This is a genomic window from Bartonella sp. AP21QHHD (genome assembly GCF_042196205.1).
Lineage (GTDB): Bacteria > Pseudomonadota > Alphaproteobacteria > Rhizobiales > Rhizobiaceae > Bartonella.
Window position 1 is genome coordinate 116,539 of the sequence record NZ_JBHIPT010000107.1, and the last position, 24,212, is coordinate 140,750.

Genomic DNA, 24,212 nt, shown 5'->3' on the forward strand with positions numbered 1-24,212 from the left:
GCCAAAACCTCAGGATTGGGATACGAACAAGAATAAGAAAGTAAGATAAAAAGAGCAACATAGCTTTTTAAAATCACCCAATGTCCACTCAGTGCAAAAAAAGCTTCTGAGTAAGAAGGAAAAATAGTTCTGATGTTTATGCTAGAATCCCTTTGAAATTCCTGCTAAAATCATAAATAAGGCTAAAAAAAGAAAGTATAAGTGATAATATTCTTGAGCAAAAATATTTATCTATAACGAGGGTGTATAAAAAATATTGAAAACCATGAAATCTAAAATAAACAAGCTTACAACAAAAATCTAAAGCAATGAAAGTAAGAGTTTTTAGAATAAATGATGCAATATAAAATCAGGAGTAATAATAAAAAGTGATTCATTTTGAAAATGTCGGCCTACGCTATGGAATGGGCCCTGAGGTCCTTCGTGATATTAGCTTTCATATTCCTCCTGGATCATTTCAATTTCTCACAGGTGCCTCTGGAGCAGGGAAAACGTCGCTGATGCGTCTTATGTTTTTGGCACTCAAACCCACCCGCGGTCATATTGATCTCTTTGGAACAGACACAGCATTACTCAAACGACAAGAGCTCCCTGCGCTGCGACAACGTATCGGGGTGGTTTTTCAAGATTTTCGTTTACTCGACCACATGACCACTTATGAAAATGTCTCCTTACCTTTACGCATTAAAGGACAAGAAGAAGCAACCTATCGCAATGAAGTGGAAGATCTTCTCTGTTGGGTAGGTCTTGGAGATCATATTCATGTTTTACCACCGGTTCTTTCCGGTGGGGAAAAACAAAGGGTAGCCATTGCACGCGCACTCATTGATCAACCTGAAATTCTACTTGCCGATGAACCCACCGGAAATGTCGATCCGCCCTTGGCAAAACGCCTCCTCCGTTTGTTTATTGAATTAAACCGTTTTGGAACGGCTGTTATCATTGCCACCCATGATATTGCCTTAATGGAACAAGTTGCAGCACGGCGTATGCTTCTCCATAACGGACGGATGACGATTCATGAATAAATCTTTCCCCATTTTTACAAGCAATAAAAAAAATACAACAGCGATTATTCCCAGTGGTAATATTTCTGGAAAAGCATTAGTTGCCGTGATTGCTATTATGACATTTCTTTCAAGCCTCACCTTAATCGGTGTTGATTTGGTCCAACGTGCCGCCCAAAATTGGAGTAATCAGATTAGCTATGAAGCAACAATACAAATACGCCCCATTGACAATGTTGATATCAACAAAACACTCCGTGATGCCGTACAATTGGTTAAAAAATTTTCTGGTGTACAAGATGCAAAAATTGTTGACAAAAAAGCTACAGAAAAGTTACTGGAGCCATGGCTTGGAACAGGCTTCAATGTCAATGAACTACCCCTTCCCCGCCTCATCATTGTGACCCTGAATGGGGATGAAAAAATCAATTTTTCAGCCATTAATCACGCCATTAAAACCCAAATTCCAGGAGGTCAATTTGATGATCACCGTGTTTGGGTTCATCGTTTTGCGACCATGGCACACACCACTGTTTTCATTGGTTTTTCAATTTTAGCATTGGTTTTAGGCTCTCTTATCCTCACCATCATTTTTGCCACCCGCAATGCATTGGCAGAAAATACACATATTATCAATGTCTTATATTTCCTTGGTACTGAAACTCTTTTCATTGCGCGCCAATTTGACTGGCATTTTTTTAAAACTGCGCTGCGTGGTGCTTTATATGGTGGTCTCACAAGCATCTTTCTGTTTTCAGCCTTTTGTCTCTGGACGAATTATAACTTGGGAAGAGTAGAAGCTAGCCAAGTAACAGCTTTGTTTGGACATCTTTCCATAAGTTCCATCCCCTACGGAAAAATCACTCTGCTTATTATTTTCGTTTCTTTTCTCACCACCCTTACCAACCGCATGACTATTTTAGCGCAACTGAAAAAAATCGATCAATGTGAAAACGGTTTATTTTAATTTTATGACTCACAACAGCCCCAACTCATTGATGCAAAAAAATTTAGAACGTCCTCTTCCAAAACGGCCCCACTATAATAGTTGGTCTCCCTGCTTTTTATTTCGCTATTTTCCACCGACAACCCTTACTCTTTCAATCATTGTTTTCATTTTCTGGAGCGGTTTTATCATTTTTTCTGAAAAAACTGAACGACTTTCTCCCCCAACACCTCTCCCCAAAGCGGATGCCATTATCGTGCTTACAGGCGGAGAAAACCGAATAGAGACAGGACTTAATCTCTTACAAAGGGGGTTTGGTTCACGTCTCCTCATCAGTGGCGTAAACACCACAACCAATCTGAAAAGTCTCATGCACAACATGCATATTACCCCACGGCTTATCTCCTGTTGTATTGACATTGGGCATCAAGCGATTAACACCAGAGGAAACGCCGAAGAAAGCGCCGCTTGGATCAAAAAACACCACTATAGAACCCTTTATATCGTCACCCATGATTACCATGTGTGGCGCTCAATGCGAGAACTTAAATATTTAATGCCTGATATCCATTTCATTGCCTATCCTGTTAAAAAGAACAATGCTGAAAGCGCAATACAACAGATCAATCAAATCCGCATTCTTATATTCCAATATATTAAAACGCTCCAAGTCTATATCAGAACCGCATTCTAATCTTTATCCTTCTGACTTTTTAAAAACCTTGCCACCCACGAACCGCTTCATACCCTTCCACACGAGTTGCCTCTATAAAAGCTCGACAGAGCTTACCCTCATACAACGCAGAACATCCCAATGCACGTGTCATTGTATTTGCACGTTCACCCAAAACATCTCTTACATCCCAAACATATCTCACAGCGCGGATCTGTACATGCCATCCCAATATATAAGCTCTTGTAAATAGAGCCCCCAGACAGCCATAAGATCTCCAGACTTGTCATAAAAATCTATTTACACCACTGTCTTACCCTTCATAAAAAATGCAAACCGCCCCACCCTATATTTTGCCACCCCCCAAGTATTACGATAGCTCTTAAACCTCTTGGGATGATTGGTAAGAGGCATGCATTACGCCTTTCTTAAACACGAACATACCAACCTCATATGACATGCAAAGAAGTAATTTTAATAGATTTAAAATAAGAAAATTTATAATACTTAGATTTCTCATTTAACAGAGAGAACATTAAACTATCATTATAAGTCAATATATTAGTAACAATCTCTTATTCTAAAAAGCATCTTCATAAGAGCATTTTAGATCACAGATAGGAATAAGCTCAAAACGCACACCGCGACAAATACCCTACATTTTTTATCGCAATCTTTTTTGAAATCATTTCGCTCTCTAAGATCACTTTTTGTCTGGTTTCCTCTCCCAAAAAGAACGAAAATTTTTAAACTCTATTGATCTGTAAACAATAATAACTCAGCTTCTTGTCTAACGCGTTCCACCTGCTCACTTCAATATCAGAACACCTCAAAAGACAGATTTCATGAGAATTGTCATTTCCTCTCAACATCTCAAAAGGCGACGATTCTTATTAGCAACGATTTGTAAACAATCCACTTTCTCTGGACAGGTTCCACTCAGCTTCCCCATTTATATGGTTTACTCACATAAAGCTCGACAAGAAAACCCTTCCTGAGAATATTCATCACTACCGCTAAAGCTCATGCGTCATAATTTTAGCGACCTCACTGCCTAAGGTGCTTTATCACATACAATATATTGATTTATAATGAAATTTATTACGCTTCAACTTGAATGAGAGCTCTCAATATCATCAGATTCTCTCATTTCAAATCTGTTCTCTATTGAATCAATCAAAACCATTTTCTTGCACATCACATAGGACTTGCACATCACAAAGGAAGAGAGCCTGCGCAGCGTAAAACTGTACAAGAAAGACATGCCTCTTATGGACGTGTCTCAAGTGCCAAGGGCTGTCGCAATACCCACGAGCTGACAAGGTGTGTGATAGTGCCAGTTTGTTACGACACAGCGCTATTTTACCGCACAATGGATAATTTAACCTTTTCAGTTTCTCTCACTTCCAATTTTGGCAGGTTGCGCACAATTTTCATTGTTTCCAAGCTTACAGTAATAACCCGCTGAAACAATTCCAATGGATAAGCTGGATTACCCACCGTTTCAACAGCATAGCGATTGGCATCATTCACAATCCCACTCGCTTTATCCGTTTTGACAACCTGCCGCTCCATAACCCATTCAAGAGCAGGCCTGCCATTGATCACATACTCATAAGCTTCAAGAGGAATATTCTGCATCGTGATATTCGCATTATAAACCACGGTGCTTTTGTCAATAGCACCACGCTTACCAGCAAATTTCATTGCTTCAACACGATAAAAACTCTTCTCATCAGAAATCACCCAAGTTCTTGGATCACCCTGTTTATAGGTAACGGGATAGGGCTCAACCTCTTCATAATTCATATGCAAATCACCAAGCTTTCGCCCCGCTGTAACAAAAGCCCAAAAATCCTCTACCTTTTTAACTGTTGGAATACGCGGCAATTGTTTAGACAGATTATGCGCATAACGAGCACGATAATCTTCAGAATGCAAAATCCCATAAACATAATAAAACAAATCATCCTTTGTAATCATTTCACCAGGATAAGCTGCCTTAAAATAAGCCAACCCTTCATCCGTAAGAGCATCACGCCGCTCTAAACCAGTTTCTTTGCTTTCCTCTGCAAAATTTGCAAACAAATGAACCTGATCCCCCTCCTTATTTTTCAAGGACACAGTATCTTCATAAACATACCGTGGAAAACATTGACCAGTATCCATTGCATGAAGATTAGATAAATTCTTAGTCATCAGAACAGAAAATCCACTGCTTGCTCCAATTCCCGTAACTTGTATCACCTTATTTTCAGCCGCTTGTTCCAAAGGAAAAATACGTGGCATTTGTAAAACTCTATGGTTAAAAACACGATTGTAATAGAGCCACTGTTGTGTAAAAGGACGATAAAGGCTCTGGGTAATATACGTATCTTTAAATTTAAAAGCTTTCCCCCTTATTAATTCTTCTTTAAGGCTACTACTCCAACTAATCTTTCTAGAATCTGTATTGACAAAATCGTTCACAGCATTTGCACGTGCTTTGCGATCAGAATGTAGATACGCAGCATTAAAACGCTCTACTTCACTGTTATAAAAAGCAATCATATTGCTCATATTCTTTGCTAAAGCTTCACGACTTGAGTTATATGTCCAAGCATCACGACTAGTTTGTATACCGCCAGAAAAATTTTCAAAGAGCCTTTTATCACTGCCTTTCTTGTCACCTAAGGCTAGAAATTTTTCAAAATCATTATTGCGCTGATTCAGCCAATCGCCATGCTCATCAGGTGTAATCATCTGCCAGCTGTGTTCACGTGTGATACCACCAATACTCCCCAACCTCTGAAGTTCACGGAGCTTTTCTTTTGCTGTGAGATAATCTCCAATATCACGAAAATATATTTTCCCATGCTGTTGTGCATCCGGATTTTTAACCAAAATGGAAATCGCAATAGGTGCGCGAGACCCAGAACCAAAAATCTTTCCCCCCTCCTTTCGAGAGAGTTCTCCAGAAGTTCGTTGATTCCCCCGCAAATGGAAAATATAAAGGCTGCTAAATTCCTCGATTAAACATTTTCGTAAACCATCCGTAGAGTAACTACTAATAAAACCTGCATTTGTCACAAAACCAATAACACCACAGTCTTTTATACGGTCACTTGCCCAACGAATGGCACGAATATAACTGTCATAAAGTCCATTAACATTGCTTGCTTTAGATTGAGCGGCATAGGTTTCACGAATGCGACGATCCAATTTAGGATAGCCAATATTCTGCGCATTGTCGTTTTCACTTTTTTGTCCAGAAGAATAAGGGGGGTTGCCAACAATAACACGAATATCCAGTTCCTTCTGGTGCGCCCGACGTGTACTGTTATCCACCAGCAAATCACTGATCAGGTCTTTTTCTTGCTCATAGAGCTGGAATGTATCGGTCAAACAAATTCCCTCAAACGGAACATAACCTCCCCCCATCAGACCATGATAGGTCATCTCAATATTAATGGCTGCAATATAATAGGCTAAAAGCACGATTTCATTGGCATGAATTTCACGACAAAATTTGTGTTTCATCTCCTCTGGTTTTATCAGACCCGATTGTAAAAGCCGCGTGATAAAAGTACCCGTTCCAGTAAAAGGATCCATGATGTGCACACCCGATGAGCCAAGCGTTTGCCCAAATTCTTGCTCTAAGACATCATTGACAGAGTGCAAAATAAAATCCACAACCTCGACGGGGGTATAAACAATGCCTAGTTTTTCTACAGTGCGTGGAAAAGCATAACGAAAAAACTTATCATAAAGCTCTACAATCAACCTCTGTTTTGCTTCTGGATCCGTAATGCCACTGGCTCGTAATTTTACACTTGCGTAAAATTTTTCCAGATCTTTGGATTCCTTATCAAGATTTGCCTCATCAAGCACATCAAGAATACGCTGCATAGCACGCGAGACAGGATTTTCACGTGTGAACTGATACTCCTCAAACAACACATGAAAGACAGGACGCGTGATAATATGTTGTGCCAACATCTCAATCGCATCAGCCTCTGTAATCGCATCATTTAAATCATCACGAAGTTCTGCCATAAATCTGTCAAAGGCTTGACGCGCCTCAGTCTCTGGCTCTGCCAGAATACCTGTTAAACGCGTAATATGATTCTTAGCAATTTCAGCAATGTTGCTCGCCCAATCTTCCCAATAATCACGTGTCCCACATTTCTTGACAATCTTTGCCATGATGGCACGAGAAATCTCATCCACAGGGAAAGCAAGCTCCCCTTGTCCATCTGTAAAAAGGACATCACGCTCCGCTGTACCAATGCCCAATCGTGCTGGTTGTGCGCGTAGTGGAAGATTGTCTACAACAGCCGTAATAGCCTTTAATTCAGTGCTCTGTGTGACACCAATAATCTCAATCACATTGCTAATATCTTGCCCGAGGGATGCCTTATTAATCGTCGCATCAAAACGATCATCATGCGCACGCAAAGCATTTAAAATTTGCCAGATAACCCGATATTTATCATTGTTGTTCAAAGCCTGTTCCGCTGGAGTATCAGGAGGAATACCAATTGGCAAAATGACATATCCCATCTTTTTACCCTCAGAGCGACGCATCACCCGCCCAACCGCTTGCACAACATCAATCTGGCTTTTGCGTGGATTTAAAAATATGATCGCATCAAGAGCCGGAACATCCACCCCCTCAGACAAACACCGAGCATTGGTCAAAATACGACAAACATCATCCCCACTATCAGCTTTCAACCAGTCAAGTAATGCACCACGATCCTTCGCATTGAAAGTGCCATCAACATGCTCAATTTCACACTTCAGAAAATGCTCATTTTCTGTATCCTCTTTCGTATAATCAAGATATTCTCTAACAACCGCAGAAAACTCATCACGCACAAGTTCAGAACTTTTAATAGTTTTACAAAACGCTAAAGCACGATGCATAGGATATAAATCCGCACCAACATCAGCCTTCATATTTTGTTTTGTCAAAGCCTTATAACAGCCAATAATCTTTGTTGCATCATCAAGAATAAGCTCAGAATCGCTATCACTAAGGCGCTTCTGAACAGCGGAACTGACCAATTTTTCGTCCATTGCTAAGACAATAACCTTATAATCTGTTAAAAGATCATTTTGTACTGCCCATGAAAAACCCCGATAAAAAAGTGTTTTACCAAAAAGTTTTTCATCATCCATCGAAGCAAGAACGGCATTAACTTCATTCGCGCGACTTTTTGCGTTATCACCAAAAATGCGTGGTGTCGCTGTCATATAAAGGCGTTTCTTGGCGCAAATAACATCATTAGAATGCACCTTAACAAAATTGGATTCACCCTCGCCCACCAGCGTTGCCCCTGTTGTACGGTGCGCTTCATCACAAATGATAAGATCAAATGTTGGCAAACCATAGTTTTTCTGAGCATCAGCAATCACCTGAATAGATTGATAGGTTGCAAACACCACGGTCATCTTATCTGCAACACTCTTCGCCACCTGTTCTGCAAGTTTAGCAGCATCGGTTGTCGCCGGAAAAGCAAGATCAAACACATCAATTTCAGCAACATCATCACTATTTTTACGACGCTTTCCCACTTGTGTATCGGAACAAACAGCAAAAGATCTCAATCCGATTCCTGCATCCGTTGTCCATTCACGAACCGTCTGTGACATCAGTGCCAAGGAAGGAACAAGAAACAAAACAAACTTGCCTTCACCCGCCAAATCCTCAGCAATTTTAAGACTGGTAAATGTCTTACCAGTACCACAAGCCATAATAAGCTTCCCCCGATCTGCTTGAGCAAGCCCAGCACGCACATCACGCAATGCTTCCAATTGATGTGGACGCAACTTCTTTTTATCCTCCAAAACAACTTTGCCCTGGGCTGCAAAAGTTTCCCAACAGATCGGACTTTGTTGTATATCGGAAAGATTAATCCGTATAACAGGAATATCCTGCCCCCGTATCATTGTTTCAGCGTTATCACTCCAAGCACTTTCAGTACTATCTATAATAACACGCCGCTTGAATGGAGCTTTCCCTGATGCCGAAATAAAACTATCAATATCTGCTTTTCTAATCCGATAGGCTGCATCATAAAATTTACATTGGATTGCCGCAAAACCCCCTCCATCACGAAGCTTTGCCACAAGATCGATACCAGTATCATGACCATCCCAATCATTTTCATGAGCCCAATCTTTAAAGGTTTGAACCTTCTCATAACACCCAGACTGAAGAGGATCATGTGTCAGATAAGCAAGAGCAAAACGCTCAAAATATGTACCTTTATCTCGTTCGGTACGCGCTTCATCACGATAGCTCTGTAAAAGCGATTGCAGCGTCGTCATGCTTTTCTCTCTATTAAAAACATCTTCAATTATCGAATCTAGACCTATTCATTAATGCCTCTTGTTCTACCCAAAAAACTTAAAAAAAGCTTAAAATTGCTTGATTTTAAGATATTTCTTCTATGCTTAATTAAATCAACAAGAGAGAATCTTTTGATCTTTTTGAGTATCCCCCAAATCATATGATGCATTTATTGATGTCTATATCCCTATGGAAATAAACGGTAAGGCGTGATGATTTTGAAAATATTTTTTGCCTTTTGTTAAGAATACACAATAAAGTGCGCAATAATTTTAGGATTTAGCTTAAGAATGAGAGGAGGAAATGGATAGGACACCTGCGAACACACAAGACACCAAGGAAGAAACTCCACACACAAAACAGCGCATTTTACGAACGATCATGCATATAATTTCACTATAATACGCAAAATATTAGTCGTGATATTCAAAATATTGATTTTTGAAATATTTCTTTGTCTTTTGTTCTTTCGTAGACTAATTATTCGCTTCTTATACTTTATAGCGGGTGGTTTTAGAATTCTTTTTTATATGTACAATATATTGATTTATAATGATAATATAGCGTCATTCATATTAAATTAGAACTCTGAATAACGTAAGATTTTCTCATTTCAAATCTGTTTATCTTGAATCAATCAAAACCACCCGCTTGCACATCACAAGCGGGATGAGTGTGTGGAGAAAAACTGTACAAGAAATGACTAAAAATGGCTCTTATGAACCGCCGCCTTAATGCAAGGTCTATCGCAACACCCACGAGCTGGCAAATATAATGATGGTGCCGGCTTATTACTTCATAAGCGTAAAGATGGAGGTGCTCAATAGATTTACCATGAACAGCGTCGCAAAATAGGCTTGGATACCTTGAAAAATGTTTCTTTAAAACAAGAGTGTTAATGTGCAACACAATGGCGCTCTGTATCGAACTTGTAGCAGGAGGAAGAATACCATACCAACTAGACATACCATTGCTCATCACTAGCGCCATTATGTTCTTTAGCAGCATAACTGCAGCTTGGTATTACGATGCTCTTACTTCATCTCACATCTGCTGAATATGAGCTTATTCTTTTTCAATAAATGAAAGCCCCTTTCATTCATACATCATTCAAAATAAGAAGCTATCCGCCTCTCAAACTTTTTGTTGTCCTCACCAAACTCATGAAATCAAACCCGCATCTCACGGTATTAGTTCTTAAGATCACGCCCCCTACCGAGTATCTGACGGCATCCTTACCCTAGAAACTCAAATGGCTTGTTTATCCTTCAGCTCCAAAATCATGAGATAAGGCAGAAAAAAGCGATGCCTTAAACAAAATATTCTAAAGAAAGCTAAGTTACTCGCATAAAGGAACAGAAAATGGCTGTGTCTTAGGTCACATTTTAAAACTTGAGCACGATCATAATTTATTTGCATAAACCTAAACACCTATAATTTGCACCACCTTCTGCAAAACTAAAAGTGAGAAATCCTCATAACCTCTTTTCCGAAAATCTTAAAAAGACTAAACGAAACCTCTTAAACTGCTCAACTATCTCGATACCAGTTCATTTTTTTGGAAGAACGGAGGTTTAAGCTGTTTTTGGCATCAACCTTCTTTTTTGTTCTTTTGTTTGTTAGTAGATATACTATTCACTTCCCCCGCCTCTTTTTAGGTTAAATCTTAAGAATCGTCGCGCAGTATATTTTATTTGTCCTCCTCTTCACATCTCAGAAGACGAGAATTTTTAACAAAATTCAGTCTGCAAGCAATCTCATTCTAACGGGTTCTATTTAATTTCTCCTTAATAGGATTTACTTCCATAAGACTCGACAAGAAAGATTTAAAATATTCATCATGCATTCTCAAAACATTTAATGCCTCAAGAAGGCTTATATGCCTACCATATCTCACATGATGGGGTGCCCTATAAAACGTTCACCTCTAGTGGTACGCTCCACTTAATGAACAAAGCGTTTTCTAAAATAGAGCAGCAAATAATGCTAAACTTTTTCCATTCATGTTTCGCTTCATAAATGCTTCATCCAAGTGGAAAGCATCACGAACAAACATGCCCCAATTGATAAAGCTTAATCGCGTGAAAGGGCGACAACAGGGTCAAGCCGTGAAGCTTGCCGCGCTGGAGAAAAGCCAAAACATATTCCTATGAGGGTTGAAAAAGTAAGAGACATAATGATCGATTCAATAGTATAAACCAAATGAATAGGTGCCTTAAACAGAAGAAACAAGCCACCTATAGAAAGTCCAAGCAAGATTCCCAAACCACCACCAATCACACAAACCAAAATCGCTTCAATGAGAAATTGCTGTAAAATATCACTTTGCCGTGCACCAACTGCCATACGCACGCCGATTTCATTGATCCGCTCAGAAACAGTGACCAACATAATATTCATCACCCCTATACCCCCCACAACCAGGGAAATAGCTGCAATTGAAGAAATTAAAAGTGTTAAAATATTTGTACTCTCCATAACACGTTCACGGAAAAATTCAGAATTTCTAATGAAAAAATCCTCCCCGCCATGCCGCATAATGAGAAAACGTTTTATCATGGTCTCCGCTAAATATGAATCAATATCATCAGCAATCCTAACAATAATTGCACGAACTTCTGTTGTACCAAGAAAACGCGTCTGCACTGTTGTATAGGGTAAATAAAGCTGTAAAGTATTTGATGTATCTCCACTTGCATTATTTTGCGAATCAACAACACCAATAATACGCGCAGGAACATTACCCACATTCACCACCTTTCCAAGGGGGCTTTCATGGCTATGGGGGAAAAGAACAGACAATGCTTCTTTCTCGATCACGAGATCAACCGCCCGATCATGGACACTTTTTTGATCAAAAAACTGTCCTTTGAAAACTTTGAGCCCCTGTGTCTGAAAAAATTGTTCTCCCACCCCCGCAATAATGGCATTGACTTCAATTGCACCAAAACGCACTTTCGAGCTTGCTGAAATCTGTGGTGTCACACCAGAAACATAAGGTAATCCAGACAAGGCTTCTGCATCAGCTTCAACCAAACTGGTTATTTTTTCTGCTTGTGGATCAGAAAAACTTTTACCAGGAAAAATGGTTAATGTATTAGTACCCAAACTTTTAAAATTTTCCAGAATTTTCTCTCGTGTACCATTCCCTAAAGCCACCATAGCAATAATCGCCCCAATACCGATAATCACCCCAAGCATTGTTAGAAAAGTCCGCATGCGATGTGCATTCATTGCCAACAGAGCCATCACAAACGCCTCACGGAATCGCTCAACAAAAGAACGAAAAAAGCCCAGTTTTTGTTGGCCTTTTAGATTTTGTTGTTCCTGAAGAGATTTTCCACCAACTTTTGTTTTTGCAACCCTTGACTGCTTATCAGCAATAATTTCCCCATCACTGATTTCGATAATACGCTCTGCTCTTTCAGCCACCTGCATATCATGGGTTACAATGATAATGGTACGCCCCTCTTGATGAAGTTCATCCAAAATATGCAATACTTCTTGCCCACTCTTTTTGTCCAATGCACCAGTTGGTTCATCTGCAAGAATGACCTCCGCATTATTCATGAGCGCCCGAGCAATAGAAACACGTTGTTGCTGACCACCAGAAAGCTGATTTGGACGATGATTTATCCGATCACCCATGCCCAAACGCGTTAAAAGATCCTGTGCCCGCTGTTTCCTTGCTTCCACGGCACATCCCGCATAAATAGCCGGAATTTCAACATTACCAAGAGCTGTCAATTCATTCAACAAATGGTAACGCTGAAAAATAAAACCAAAATGATTACGTCGCAAAGCCGACAATTCATCCGCAGAAAGGGAAGCTGTTTCTTTACCAGAGATCCAATAACGACCAGAAGTTGGACGATCAAGACAGCCTAAAATATTCATCAAGGTCGATTTACCTGAACCGGAAGCACCTACAATTGCCACCATTTCACCACGTTTAATGGTAAGATTGATGTTTTTCAAAACGGTAACAAACGCTTCGCCCGCAGGAAATTTGCGCACAATATTTTCCAAGACGAAGACAGCATCTGCTTGATTTGTGCTCATGCTTTAACTCTCGTCTTCGCTGTGCATGTGAGAAGACTCTGGCATCACTCCATCAGACGAACTAGTGACGACGACATCACCCTCGTTAAGTCCTGAAACAATCTCTGCCATAACCTTATTATTCAACCCAACGCTCACCTGTTTAGTAACCACCTTATTTTCCCCCACCAAAACAGAAACCCATGCTTTACGCTCTCTTGTCTCATCGCGTAAAGCATCACTTGGAACCAACAAGACATTCTGCGCGCGCCCTAAGATAATATGAACTTGAGCAGTCATATAGGTTCGCAAAAAATTGTCCGCATTATCAACATGTAGAATTCCATTGTAATAGATAGCCGATGATATTAAAGCACTAGAACCACTCACCATACCAGGATTAATACTCACATCAGCACGAATTGCTTCAGGAGCCGGCTCTACTTTTTCTAAAACGCCTTCATAACGACGCTGTGAATTACCTAGAACTGTAAAATAAAGTGGTTGTCCAGCTCGGACTTTAAGAACATCTGCTTCTGAGATTTGCGCCTTGATCGTCATCTTTGATAAATCACCCAAAATAACAATCGTTGGCGCCGACTGAACCGCATTCACATTCTGCCCTTCTTCCACAACTGTTGCCAAAACCGTTCCCGCTGAAGGGGCAGTGATGCGTGTATAACCTAAATTAACCTCTGCACTCTCCACATCAATTTGTGCTTGCACAATCTGCTGACGAAGTTGTCCAATTTGCGCCTCGCGTATTTTCACCTGTGTCGTAGCCTCATCGAGGTTCGCACGTGAAACCGCACGTGTTTCAATCATTTTTTTCTGACGCTCTAAATTTTTCTGTGCAAGAGAAAGATAGGCTTCTTGTTCTATCAAACTCGCATAATAATGCGATAATGCTGCTTTTTTTCTTTTTAAATCATTTTCCTGATCTGTAGGATCAATTTCTGCCAAGAGATCGCCTTCTTTCACAACACTCCCAGGGGAAACATGCATTGACACCACACGCCCTGTTGCTCGCGCACCAACAGCCACCAACCGGTAAGGACGTACAAGACCAGAAGCTAAAACACTTTCCTCAATATCCCCACGTTTCACCACCGCTGTTATATAAGTTGGAGTAGATGTTCCAAAAAAAACAGAACGTAACCATAACAACAAGAGAATGAGAAATATAGCAGTTAAAAAGAAGGAAAGTTTTTTGTGTTTTGTAATGAAATTTTTGAGTAAGTTTTTTTTCATTTCCCTACCTTTGCACGCGAACGAGGTGCATTATCAACGACTTCTGGACGCGATACATCAACAACGCCATCCCAGCCCCCCCCCAATGCTTTCATCAACGTGATATATTGCGTAACCAAAGAAACACGGCTATCTTTAAGCGCCATTTGTGCAGAATAATAAGAGCGATCAGCATTTAACAATTCAAGAAAACTAGTATTTCCATTCTCAAAAAGGTTCCGTGAAAGTTTTAAGGAATGAAGAGAAGCTTTATTCGCAACGATTAGCTTTTCTAAGCGTTGATGTTCCTTCGTTAATCTTACAAGCGCATTTTCTACATCTTCTAAAGCTTCCAACACAGCAGCTCGATAAGTAATAAAAGCTTGATCACGCTGCGCGCGCGCTACCGCAATAGAAGCCTCGACCTGACCTCCATTAAAAAGAGGAAAACGAAGACCAGGTCCAAAAGACCAGCCAATCGTTGAATTTTTCCATAATTGATCAATTGCCGTTGCTGCTGTCGAAATATTACCTGTTAAAGTAAGTGATGGATAACGATCTGCTTCACGTTGACCAATCCGTGCTGTCGCTTGCGCATATTGACGCTCTGCCCGTCGCAAATCTGGACGTGTTAACAAAATATCGGCTGGAATTCCTGCTGGTATCGGCCAGCGTGGTTGTGGAATCTTTGCATGCTTAGCATTTTTTTGTAAAAGATCCTTCAATGCCGTAGGCACACGACCAGTTAAGACAGAAAGGCGATGAACGCTCATTGCTAAATTCGCTTCCATCTGTGATATATCTGCTTCTGTATTTGCCATTTGTGCTTGCGCATTTGAAACATCAAGCTCAGAAACATCACCAGCTGTTAATCTAGCGCGCATCAGTTCATAAGTTTTACGTTGTGATACAGCAATTTGCCGCACAATAAACAACTTTTGTTGCCAGCCACGCATTTGCACATAATTTGTTGCCACATCTCCTAGTAATGTCACCATGGTAGCGCGCATATCTTCCACAGCCGCATCAAGGCCATAACGCGCTGCTTCAACCGCACGTTTATGCCCACCAAAAAAATCAAGCTCCCAGCTTGCATCAAAACCACTACTATACTGGTTTAACAATGCATCAGACTGTCCAGAACGACTACGGGTTCCTGAAATTGAATTGGACACATTTGGCAAAAGAGTTCCCACAACCTGTCCAAAACCCGCACGCGCCTCACGTACCCGAGCTTTGGCAACAGCAACATTATTATTTCCAGAAATCGCGTAATCCATTAACGCATCTAGAACAGGATCATTCAAATGCCGCCACCATCCGGCAAGCGCAACGGGCTGCCGTGCAGTCTGTGCAGATTTTTCTCCCCAAACTGCTGGAACACGAAAAGATGTTTTCTGGTAATTAGGACCAACCATACATCCTGACAAAAGCAAACACAACAAGACACTAAAAAATAATCCACGAGAAGCGCCCCATTTGAGATTTCTGATATACATCCAGTCTCCCGCATTCTTTCAGAATCATTATTTAATATTAATACTTTATTTACCTCTTATTTCAAACTTGACGTGAAAAATCAAATACAGTTTGCACAGGAATATGATCTGAAGGACGTTCCCATCCGCGCGCATCACGAAAAATCGAAAGATCTACAACAAAAGGGGCTAAATCTTGAGAAGACCAAACATGGTCAAGCCGCCGCCCATAATCAGTAAATGCCCAATCGCGAGCACGATAACTCCACCATGTGTAAAGCTTGGTAGGAACAGGAATATGCAACCGCATCAGATCAACCCATCCACCTTGACAACACAAATCCTGTAAACGCTCGGTTTCAATGGGAGTATGGCTTACAACCTTCAACAATTGCTGATGAGACCAAACATCCTCTGCCAAAGGAGCAATATTTAAATCTCCCACCAAAAGAGAAGAAAGACCATCGCCTTGATCCGCACGAATGGAGGACATTTCTTCTAAAAAATCAAGCTTATGACGAAACTTTTCATTCACATCAGCATCAGGGATATCTCCCCCAGCAGGAACATAAAAATTATGAATCCGCAAGCTTCTCCCATGGGCTTCCACAATAACTGAGATATAACGGCAATCTTGGTTTTGGCAAAAAAAACGCTTTTCTACCTTTTTAAAAGGCAAACGAGAAACAATAGCCACCCCGTTATAAGATTTTTGTCCACTCAATGCGATATGCTTATAACCCGCTGCTTCAAAAGCCTCCACTGGAAATAAAGCATCTGGACATTTTGTTTCCTGTAGACACAAAACATCTGCGGAAAAGAGTTCCAAATACTGAAAAACCTGTGCAAGACGCAAACGAATAGAATTAATATTCCAAGTCGCAATACGAAAGAACATTTGTTTTAATCCCAATGACGTAACACTCTTTCTTCATTTCTTCGAAGGAAGTGTGAACATCCCATTAGCGAACCGGACGTCTGTCCGCACATTCATAATCTGCACAGTAGTTTCCAAATTTTGTTGGTCAACAATTGTCCACTGTCGCAAAGCAGAGCCTTTAGAATCAAAAACCATCCTTATTTGCCCTGCCCCAATCGTCTGATCACGCAGAACAATCGTCACGGCCCCTGGATCTTCGCGAAATGCGAACAAGCGCCCAGAAGATACATCAATTTTATCATCCAACAGAAATTTCATTGGCGTTTGCGAAAGTTGTGAAAAGTTCCAAGTATTCAAAGCCCGATTGTTAATACCCACAAATTGGCCATCTGCAATAATTTGTAAAGGCATTTTTTTGTAAATGAAACGAATTTTCCCTGGGCGCTCTAAATAAAATGTCCCCTGAGACATTTTTCCCTTTGGACTAAACTGAATAAAATCACCTGTCATTGTTTTGATTGCCGCAAAGTGATTCACAACATTTTGCGCCTTTATCACTTTATTAGATACTTGCGAAAAAACAGGAAAAGTTAAACACCAAAAGATAATAATTCCCACCAACCCAAAGATTCTTCTTTGCGGTAAAAAAGACGTTTTCATAAAAAATGCTCCCAAGCAATACTTAATTAACTTTATAATTCATAACTTAAGTGATCAACGATGAATAAATACCTATCTTTATAAGATAAAGATATTGTTTGAAAAAACTATCAAAAGATTTTCAAGAGTATTCTTCTTCGACAGTCTCCAAAACTTTTTGCTTACCCATATCATTTACTGGACTAATGATGCCTTCTTCTTCCATCCTTTCAATCAATGTTGTAGCACAGTTATAACCAATGCCTAAACGACATTGAATATAAGAAGTCGAAGCCTTACGATCACGAAGCACAATAGCAACAGCTTGACAATAGGAATCATCTGCTAAAGAAACATCCTTCCTTTATTTCTTGCGATCTCTTTCGGTATCGTTTCCAAATAACCAGTCTGCGTTTATGTTTCCGAAATCATCAAATTTTCCTGCTTTTCTGCTGATTTTCTAAACGCATAATATATTCTTTCCCACCCCTAATCTATGAAGCAACATAAATTATAGTCAATACATAATGGATTAAGGACTAAACATATTACTCGCGAACCTGAAAGTTCTTTTAAGTATCAAAAATACTTTTTTGACTTCCTTCCCACCCAAAAGAATAAAAATCTTCATCCGAACCACTCTGTAAACAGTTTGGAGTTTAGCAAATTTCACTTAGCTTCCCACCCCATATAATTCATTTATATTAAGACTCGACAGATCAGCCTTGCCCTAAATATTTAGAGCGCACTTAAAAAGACACTTAAATACTAAACCTTACATGCTTTTACCCCCCTCTACACTCGCAATGACATTATTTTATACCAAGATATTGATTTATAATAATTTATCTTTTTAACTTAAATCATAACGCCAAATACAATAAGATTCTCTCATCACATACTCTCTCATATTGAATCAATTCAAATCATTTGCTTGCACGTTACAAGCAAGGTTGGTGTATGGATAAAAGTTATATAAGATAAAGAATCCCCTTATAAGGAGTCTCAAGTACCAAAGAGCTATCGCAAATTGAGAGCTGGTATATGAAAATGCAGACTTTCTACGATACAGTAGGATAAACACTTGTTTTATAAGGTATTATAAAAAACAACTATAAATATTTTTCAAAAGCGTTCTTCTTCAGCAGGCACTAAAATTTCTCGTTTCCCTGCGTGATTTGCTGGACTAATGATACCTTCTTCTTCCATCCTCTCAATCAATGTCGCAGCGCGGTTATAACCAATGCCTAAACGGCGTTGAATATAAGAGGTCGAAGCCTTACGATCACGAAGCACAATAGCAACAGCTTGACTATAGGGATCATCTTCTGAAGGAGAAGACAAAGAAACATCAGCACCATCCTCTTCAACTTCTTGCGTAATTGTTTCTAAATAATCAGGTCGTGCTTGCTCTTTGAGATGCGCAACAACCTGCTCCACTTCATCATCCGCAACAAAAGGCCCATGCACACGCTGAATACGTCCTCCTCCCATCATAAAGAGCATATCTCCTTGTCCCAATAATTGCTCGGCCCCCTGTTCGCCTAAAATTGTTCGGCTATCAATTTTGGAACTCACAGAAAAAGAAATGCGTGTAGGAAAATTGGCTTTGATCGTCCCAGTAATAACATCGACTGAAGGACGCTGTGTCGCCATAATTACATGGATACCGGCAGCACGTGCCATTTGTGCTAAACGTTGAACCGCTCCTTCAATATCTTTCCCAGCAACCATCATCAAATCAGCCATTTCATCAATAATGACAACAATATAGGGCATAGGACTAAAATCAAGTGTTTCCGTTTCATAAAGAGGCTCACCGGTCTCGCGATCAAATCCAACTTGAATTGTCCGCACCATTGTCTCTCCCTGACTTGCAGCTTCCCTAAGACGTGCATTAAACCCATCAATATTACGAACGCCTAGTTTTGACATTTTACTATAGCGTTCTTCCATTTCACGAACAGCCCACTTTAAAGCAATCACGGCTTTTTTAGGATCTGTCACCACGGGTGTTAATAAATGGGGAATGCCATCATAAACCGAAAGCTCAAGCATTTTCGGGTCCACCATAATGAGACGACATTGTTCAGGTGTCATACGATAAAGCAATGATAAAATCATTGTATTAATAGCAACAGACTTTCCTGATCCTGTTGTACCAGCAACCAAAAGATGGGGCATTTTTGCTAAATCTGCAACAACAGCTTCTCCTCCGATTGTCTTACCCAAAGCAAGTCCTAGCTTTGCTTTGCTGTCAATAAATTCTTGCGCCTGCAACATTTCTCGTAAATAAACCATCTCACGCTTTGCATTAGGCAATTCTATTCCAATAACATTACGTCCTGGAACCACCGCAACACGCGCCGAAATCGCACGCATCGAGCGTGCAATATCATCTGCCAAACCAATGATACGGGAAGACTTAATACCTGCAGCCGGTTCAAATTCGTACAAAGTTACCACCGGTCCAGGACAAGCATCTATAATTTTTCCTTTGACTCCAAAATCTAACAAAACCCCTTCAAGTTCCTGAGAATTTGCTCTTAAAACAGCAGGAGAAAGTTTTGCATCCCTAACAGACGGTGGTGGAACCGAAAGATAATCTACAAGAGGAAGAACAAAACCACCATTTGAAGAAGCTGTTAAAGACTTTCGATTTTTAACAGGAGAAACATAGGCTTTATTTTGATTTTTCTCACACTTTACTTTTTCACCCAAAAAAGTTGGCTCAATCCGATCAAATGGCTTTCCTTGCCCTTTACTCTGAAAACGCCTTTTGAAACAAAATAAACGAAAAAAACGCGCTTGTAAAAAATAAAAAAGATGCAAAAGAGCGCCACAAGTTGTCGCAAAAAAACCATGATTTTCACGATCCTCCTCTGCGGCATATTCCGTATCTTCTTCCAACTCAAAGACTGGATTAACGATTTCGTCTTTTGGAATGCTTTTTTCTTTTCTTTTCTTTGTTCGACGCCGCCATATCACATTACCAGCAAAAGCAGCGGTGAAAAAACCTAAAAGAATAAAAACAACACTGAAAAACACCGTGTAAGGAGGAGAAAGAAAAAGAGGAAAGACTGAAGAAGCAACACTTAAAACTTTATCTCCTAAAACCCCTCCCAATCCCATTGGCAATGGCCAATAAGTAAAAGAAGCAACAGGTGACATAAGGGCAAAAGCAATTAAAAAACAAATCGTTGATAGCACCCATAAAAAAAAGCGCAAAGTCAAATTGTAGATATTCTTTTGCGCCAACAAGAGAAAAGACCAAAATAACGGTGGCAACAAAACAGAAAGACTTGCCAAGCCAAAAAACTGCATAATAAAATCTGAAAAAATTGCCCCCATCCACCCCATAAGGTTTGTAACCTCATTTGTACTTGCATGAGTTAAAGATGGGTCCGCAACATTCCACGTCGCCAAAGCAAACACACAAAAAATAATAAAGCCCAAAAGCCCGAGCCCAATAAATACTCCTATCTGACGTAAAAACATCTCAATAAGACGCGAACCTTGAGAATTTCGCACTTCTAATGAATCATAAGGAGAAGAACTTCGGTGCATCTATCAATTCCAAATACAAAACTTTTATATTTTAAAGAGTTATAACTCCCTCTCTCTCTTAAAAAAGGATGAAGCTTAAACTCTGTACCAATTTGTAAACAAATCGCCTGTAAACAATCCGACTTCTTATCTAGCGCGTTCTACCTTCTAACCACTTCATATCATTCATATACCACCACCCTAAGAGATAATCCTTCATAAGGCGCACAAAAAGCTCTCCCTGAATATTTATCACACGATCAACCAAAAAACACCTTATGTGTAAAGTGTTACATGGGTGCTATAGGCACCTTCTTAAACAAATAATATTTTTTACGCTACATCATGATAACGGCGAAATATGAATACTGTTTTAACCATCACGAATGACCACAATTTTTTATCTATTTTTATCTATCATACTAACGAAATGTCCCCCTTCAGGACAAGCATACTGAAGTAACTCACACAACTTAAAAAATACACGACCATCTTTGTTTATTTTTAGTTTTCTTTTTTATCAACCAAGTGTAAAAAGAATTGAAGAAGATATTTAAAAAAGCTTATCCGATAAATCTGTAAGATGAATCACATAAATGATTAAGCAGAAAAACTCTGAAAAACCAATCTGTCATCAGATTGGCGCTAAAAAGAAACCTCGTTTTTGTAAAGCAGAGAGAAAAGTAAAAGTTAAGATATTTTAGGCAATGTAAAAAGATATTCTTTTTAAAAGAAAGCAAACTATAAACAATGGAAGAAGTATTGTGTGTTCTAATCGCAATAAAGACGTACAACCCAATAAAAAAATTAAATCTCATAAAACTAAACAATGTGATCTGCTCATTGCAGGGGGGGCAGCTGTCGGTTTAACCCTAGCGATAGCACTCAAGCAAACAGCCCCTAATCTGAAAATAAAAATCGTTGATGCTGCTCCACAAGGAGATCCCCCTGCTTCTAACATACGAACCATTGCCCTTGCTGCTGCTTCTATTCGTATGTTAAAACAATTACAATGTTGGGAATCTATAAAACTCTATGCGCAACCCATTCATTCAATGATCATCACAGATACAAGCACAAATGATCCTGTCAAACCCACTCTTTTAACCTTTGAAGGCGACATTAATCCCGGCGAGCCCTTTGCTGCTATGGTAGAGCATAGAGAACTCATCAACACTTTAAAAAAACGTGTCAAAGATCTCAATATCCCTGTTATTACAAACACCCGTGTCATTGATTTTCATCAAGAAGACCAACATACAACCGTCACTTTAAATAATGAAGAGGTTTGGCAAACAAAATTGCTTATTGCAGCTGACGGAGCCCATTCGAAATTACGCCAAAAAGCAGATCTTAAAAACTTTTCTCATCCCTATAAACAAACAGCAATCATCTGCACAGTTGAACATGAAAAAACCCATAATGGTCAAGCAATTCAACATTTTTTACCTGCCGGTCCTTTTGCTCTTCTCCCTCTCAAAGGCAACCGATCCGCCATTGTGTGGAATGAAGATCATAAAACTGCGCAATATTATCTCAAAGCTGATGCACTTATTTTTGAAACAGAACTCGAAAGACGCATTGGCCATCGATTAGGCAAACTCTCTTGGGATGGCGAACGTCAAGCTTTTCCTTTGAGTCTTTCTTTAACACGTCAATGCGTTAAACCACGTTTTGCTCTCGTTGGCGATGCCGCCCATACCATCCACCCCATTGCAGGACAAGGACTCAATTTAGGATTACGCGATAGCGCTGCGCTGGCTGAAGTGATTATTGAAACAGCACGACTAGGTCTTGACATTGGCTCCCTCACGGCTTTAGAGCGCTATCAAAGCTGGAGACGTTTTGAAATTGTCCGTATGGCTTTAAGCAATGATTGGCTTAATAAACTCTTTTCTAATGATAGCCTTCTTTTACGGATGCTCCGCGATACCGGCCTTGGAATCATTAATCAAGCACCAAAAATAAAAAAATACTTCATTCAAGAAGCTGCCGGACTCTCTCCAAATGCCCCACGTCTTCTACGCGGCTTCCCACTTTAAGAAAAAATTCATACTATTTTACAACCTTTCCCTTCCTCCTTCAAAGAACAAAAAATTCCTATCTCATCCAATCTGTTTACAAACCGGATTCCTGTCGAGTAATTTTTTCTTGACTTCCTCCTCCCATATTTCACTTAACATAAAACTCGACAAGCAAGCTACATTATGAGAGTATTCACTACGCACTGAAAAAAACGTTTACTATCTCTACAAGGCATTGATTTATAATGATAATCTATCGTTATTCATATTGAATGAGAGTCCCGAATAACCTAAGATTGTCTCATTTTAAATCAGTTTATATTGCTTCAATCAAAACCACTCATTTGCACATAACAAGTGGGATGAATGTGTGGGTAAAATTTATACAAGAAAGGACTAAAAAATGGCTCTTATGAACCGTCTTAATGCAAGATCTGTCGCAACATTGGGGGCTGGCAAATATAATGATGGTGCTGGCTTGTTACTTCATAAGCGTAAAGATGGAGGTGCTCAATGGATTTATCGCTATACCATTCATGGTCGGCGCCGTGAAATGGGCTTGGGTGCGTTGCAAAATGTTTCTTTAAAAAAAGCCCGTGAATTNCTTCATTACTTAAAAGATATTGCTTTAGATACTTTTGAAAGTCGGAAATCTGAGTTAAAAGGGGATGGTAAAGATGGGAATTGGTTTGCACCTTTACGCCTACATATTCTCCCTAAATTAGGCTGTCTGCCTGTTTCTGAGATTACATAAACAGAGATACGCAATGTTCTTGCCCCTATTTGGCATACAAAAGCTGCAACAGCAGAGAAAGCATTGATACGTCTTAATCTTTGTCTTAAACATGCGGCTGCATTAGGTTTGAATGTTGATTTACAAGCAACAGAAAAAGCACGCGCGCTCTTAGGCAAACAACGCCATAAAACGCAAAATTTTCCAGCTATGGATTGGAGAGATGTCCCTACCTTTTATAAAACACTTTGCGAAGCATCAACCTTAACACAACTGGCTTTGCGTTTGCTTATTCTGACAGGGGTTCGTACTTTTCCTTTATGTCATATCCATAAAGATCAAGTTGATGGGGATATATGGACTATCCCTGCTGAAAATATGAAAGGAAAGCGTGATACAACAAAAGAGTTTCGCGTGCCTTTATCATCTGAAGCATTAGACATTTTAAAACAAGCGCGCCTTTTATCACGCAATGATTTCTTCTTTTCTGCAACAGGTCGCGGTCCCCTCGCGCATAGGTGTATGGCTCAATATATGAAACGTATTGGACTTGAAGCCTGCCCGCATGGTTTTCGTTCTAGTTTACGCAATTGGCTCGCTGAAACAACCGATGCCCCCTATGAGGTCGCTGAAACCATTCTAAGTCATACAGTAGGAGGTAAAGTAGAGCGTGCCTAT

At 39.8% G+C, this 24,212-nt stretch carries 12 protein-coding genes and 3 pseudogenes; 6 read left to right on the forward strand and 9 right to left on the reverse strand.

The features are described from left to right. The first annotated feature begins 368 nt into the window (after nt 1-368). The 3 genes from ftsE to ACFIMC_RS07120 are packed head-to-tail and all read left to right on the forward strand — an operon-like array spanning nt 369 to nt 2,647. Nucleotides 369-1,028, forward strand: a complete 660-nt coding sequence (ftsE, locus tag ACFIMC_RS07110; RefSeq protein WP_375671749.1) for a cell division ATP-binding protein FtsE — start codon at nt 369-371, stop codon at nt 1,026-1,028. Further along, the gene (locus tag ACFIMC_RS07115) at nt 1,021-1,974 is read left to right on the forward strand and encodes a cell division protein FtsX (RefSeq protein ID WP_375680764.1); all 954 of its coding nucleotides are present in this window, start codon (nt 1,021-1,023) and stop codon (nt 1,972-1,974) included. The genes ftsE and ACFIMC_RS07115 overlap by 8 nt, the downstream gene beginning before the upstream one ends. 4 nt (nt 1,975-1,978) lie before the next feature. Next, the gene (locus ACFIMC_RS07120) at nt 1,979-2,647 is read left to right on the forward strand and encodes a YdcF family protein (RefSeq protein ID WP_375621027.1); all 669 of its coding nucleotides are present in this window, start codon (nt 1,979-1,981) and stop codon (nt 2,645-2,647) included. Between the two features lie 19 nt (nt 2,648-2,666). On the opposite strand, the gene ACFIMC_RS07125 is transcribed toward ACFIMC_RS07120, so the two are convergent. Continuing rightward, the gene (locus tag ACFIMC_RS07125; protein WP_375671747.1) at nt 2,667-2,801 is read right to left on the reverse strand and encodes a hypothetical protein; all 135 of its coding nucleotides are present in this window, start codon (nt 2,799-2,801) and stop codon (nt 2,667-2,669) included. Between the two features lie 1,187 nt (nt 2,802-3,988). Continuing rightward, nucleotides 3,989-8,941, reverse strand: coding sequence for a DEAD/DEAH box helicase (locus tag ACFIMC_RS07130; protein WP_375680765.1), 4,953 nt, complete (start codon nt 8,939-8,941; stop codon nt 3,989-3,991). Between the two features lie 731 nt (nt 8,942-9,672). Between ACFIMC_RS07130 and ACFIMC_RS07135 the strand changes: the two are divergent. Beyond that, nucleotides 9,673-9,859, forward strand: a pseudogene (locus ACFIMC_RS07135) (integrase); the annotation flags it as partial. Nucleotides 9,860-11,036: 1,177 nt separating this feature from the next. Here the strand turns inward: ACFIMC_RS07135 and ACFIMC_RS07140 are convergent. The 7 genes and pseudogenes from ACFIMC_RS07140 to ACFIMC_RS07170 form a co-directional block, all read right to left on the reverse strand. Then, on the reverse strand, nt 11,037-13,025 hold the full coding sequence (locus ACFIMC_RS07140; protein WP_375613165.1) for a MacB family efflux pump subunit: 1,989 nt from the start codon (nt 13,023-13,025) through the stop codon (nt 11,037-11,039). 3 nt (nt 13,026-13,028) lie between these two features. Then, complete coding sequence (locus ACFIMC_RS07145; RefSeq protein WP_375613164.1) at nt 13,029-14,255, reverse strand: efflux RND transporter periplasmic adaptor subunit; 1,227 nt, start codon at nt 14,253-14,255, stop codon at nt 13,029-13,031. Next, entirely contained in the window at nt 14,252-15,733 is a 1,482-nt protein-coding gene (locus ACFIMC_RS07150; RefSeq protein ID WP_375671745.1) for an efflux transporter outer membrane subunit, read from the reverse strand. Before ACFIMC_RS07150 ends, ACFIMC_RS07145 begins: the two co-directional genes overlap by 4 nt. A 61-nt stretch (nt 15,734-15,794) precedes the next feature. Beyond that, on the reverse strand, nt 15,795-16,610 hold the full coding sequence (locus tag ACFIMC_RS07155) for an exodeoxyribonuclease III (RefSeq protein WP_375611707.1): 816 nt from the start codon (nt 16,608-16,610) through the stop codon (nt 15,795-15,797). Nucleotides 16,611-16,643: 33 nt separating this feature from the next. Further along, a complete protein-coding gene (locus ACFIMC_RS07160; protein ID WP_375671744.1) occupies nt 16,644-17,252 on the reverse strand; it encodes an outer membrane lipoprotein carrier protein LolA in 609 nt (202 codons plus the stop codon). Nucleotides 17,253-17,373: 121 nt separating this feature from the next. Continuing rightward, nucleotides 17,374-17,633 (reverse strand): annotated as a pseudogene (locus ACFIMC_RS07165) (DNA translocase FtsK); the annotation flags it as partial. A 723-nt stretch (nt 17,634-18,356) separates the two neighbouring features. Then, on the reverse strand, nt 18,357-20,798 hold the full coding sequence (locus ACFIMC_RS07170; RefSeq protein ID WP_375643239.1) for a DNA translocase FtsK 4TM domain-containing protein: 2,442 nt from the start codon (nt 20,796-20,798) through the stop codon (nt 18,357-18,359). A 743-nt stretch (nt 20,799-21,541) separates the two neighbouring features. Here ACFIMC_RS07170 and ACFIMC_RS07175 point away from each other — a divergent pair. Further along, nucleotides 21,542-22,819 carry a ubiquinone biosynthesis hydroxylase gene (locus ACFIMC_RS07175; RefSeq protein ID WP_375671743.1) on the forward strand — a complete coding sequence of 426 codons (1,278 nt, stop codon included), beginning with the start codon at nt 21,542-21,544 and terminating at the stop codon, nt 22,817-22,819. A gap of 385 nt (nt 22,820-23,204) precedes the next feature. Next, nucleotides 23,205-24,212 (forward strand): annotated as a pseudogene (locus tag ACFIMC_RS07180) (tyrosine-type recombinase/integrase); the annotation flags it as partial.

What these genes read in the sequence shown, in the direction of transcription:
- ACFIMC_RS07115 (WP_375680764.1), top strand. Translation starts at nt 1,021, where the DNA reads ATGAATAAATCTTTCCCCATTTTTACAAGCAATAAAAAAAATACAACA.
- ACFIMC_RS07120 (WP_375621027.1), top strand. Translation starts at nt 1,979, where the DNA reads ATGACTCACAACAGCCCCAACTCATTGATGCAAAAAAATTTAGAACGT.
- ACFIMC_RS07130 (WP_375680765.1), bottom strand. Translation starts at nt 8,941, where the DNA reads ATGACGACGCTGCAATCGCTTTTACAGAGCTATCGTGATGAAGCGCGT.
- ACFIMC_RS07140 (WP_375613165.1), bottom strand. Translation starts at nt 13,025, where the DNA reads ATGAGCACAAATCAAGCAGATGCTGTCTTCGTCTTGGAAAATATTGTG.
- ACFIMC_RS07145 (WP_375613164.1), bottom strand. Translation starts at nt 14,255, where the DNA reads ATGAAAAAAAACTTACTCAAAAATTTCATTACAAAACACAAAAAACTT.
- ACFIMC_RS07150 (WP_375671745.1), bottom strand. Translation starts at nt 15,733, where the DNA reads ATGTATATCAGAAATCTCAAATGGGGCGCTTCTCGTGGATTATTTTTT.
- ACFIMC_RS07155 (WP_375611707.1), bottom strand. Translation starts at nt 16,610, where the DNA reads ATGTTCTTTCGTATTGCGACTTGGAATATTAATTCTATTCGTTTGCGT.
- ACFIMC_RS07160 (WP_375671744.1), bottom strand. Translation starts at nt 17,252, where the DNA reads ATGAAAACGTCTTTTTTACCGCAAAGAAGAATCTTTGGGTTGGTGGGA.
- ACFIMC_RS07170 (WP_375643239.1), bottom strand. Translation starts at nt 20,798, where the DNA reads ATGCACCGAAGTTCTTCTCCTTATGATTCATTAGAAGTGCGAAATTCT.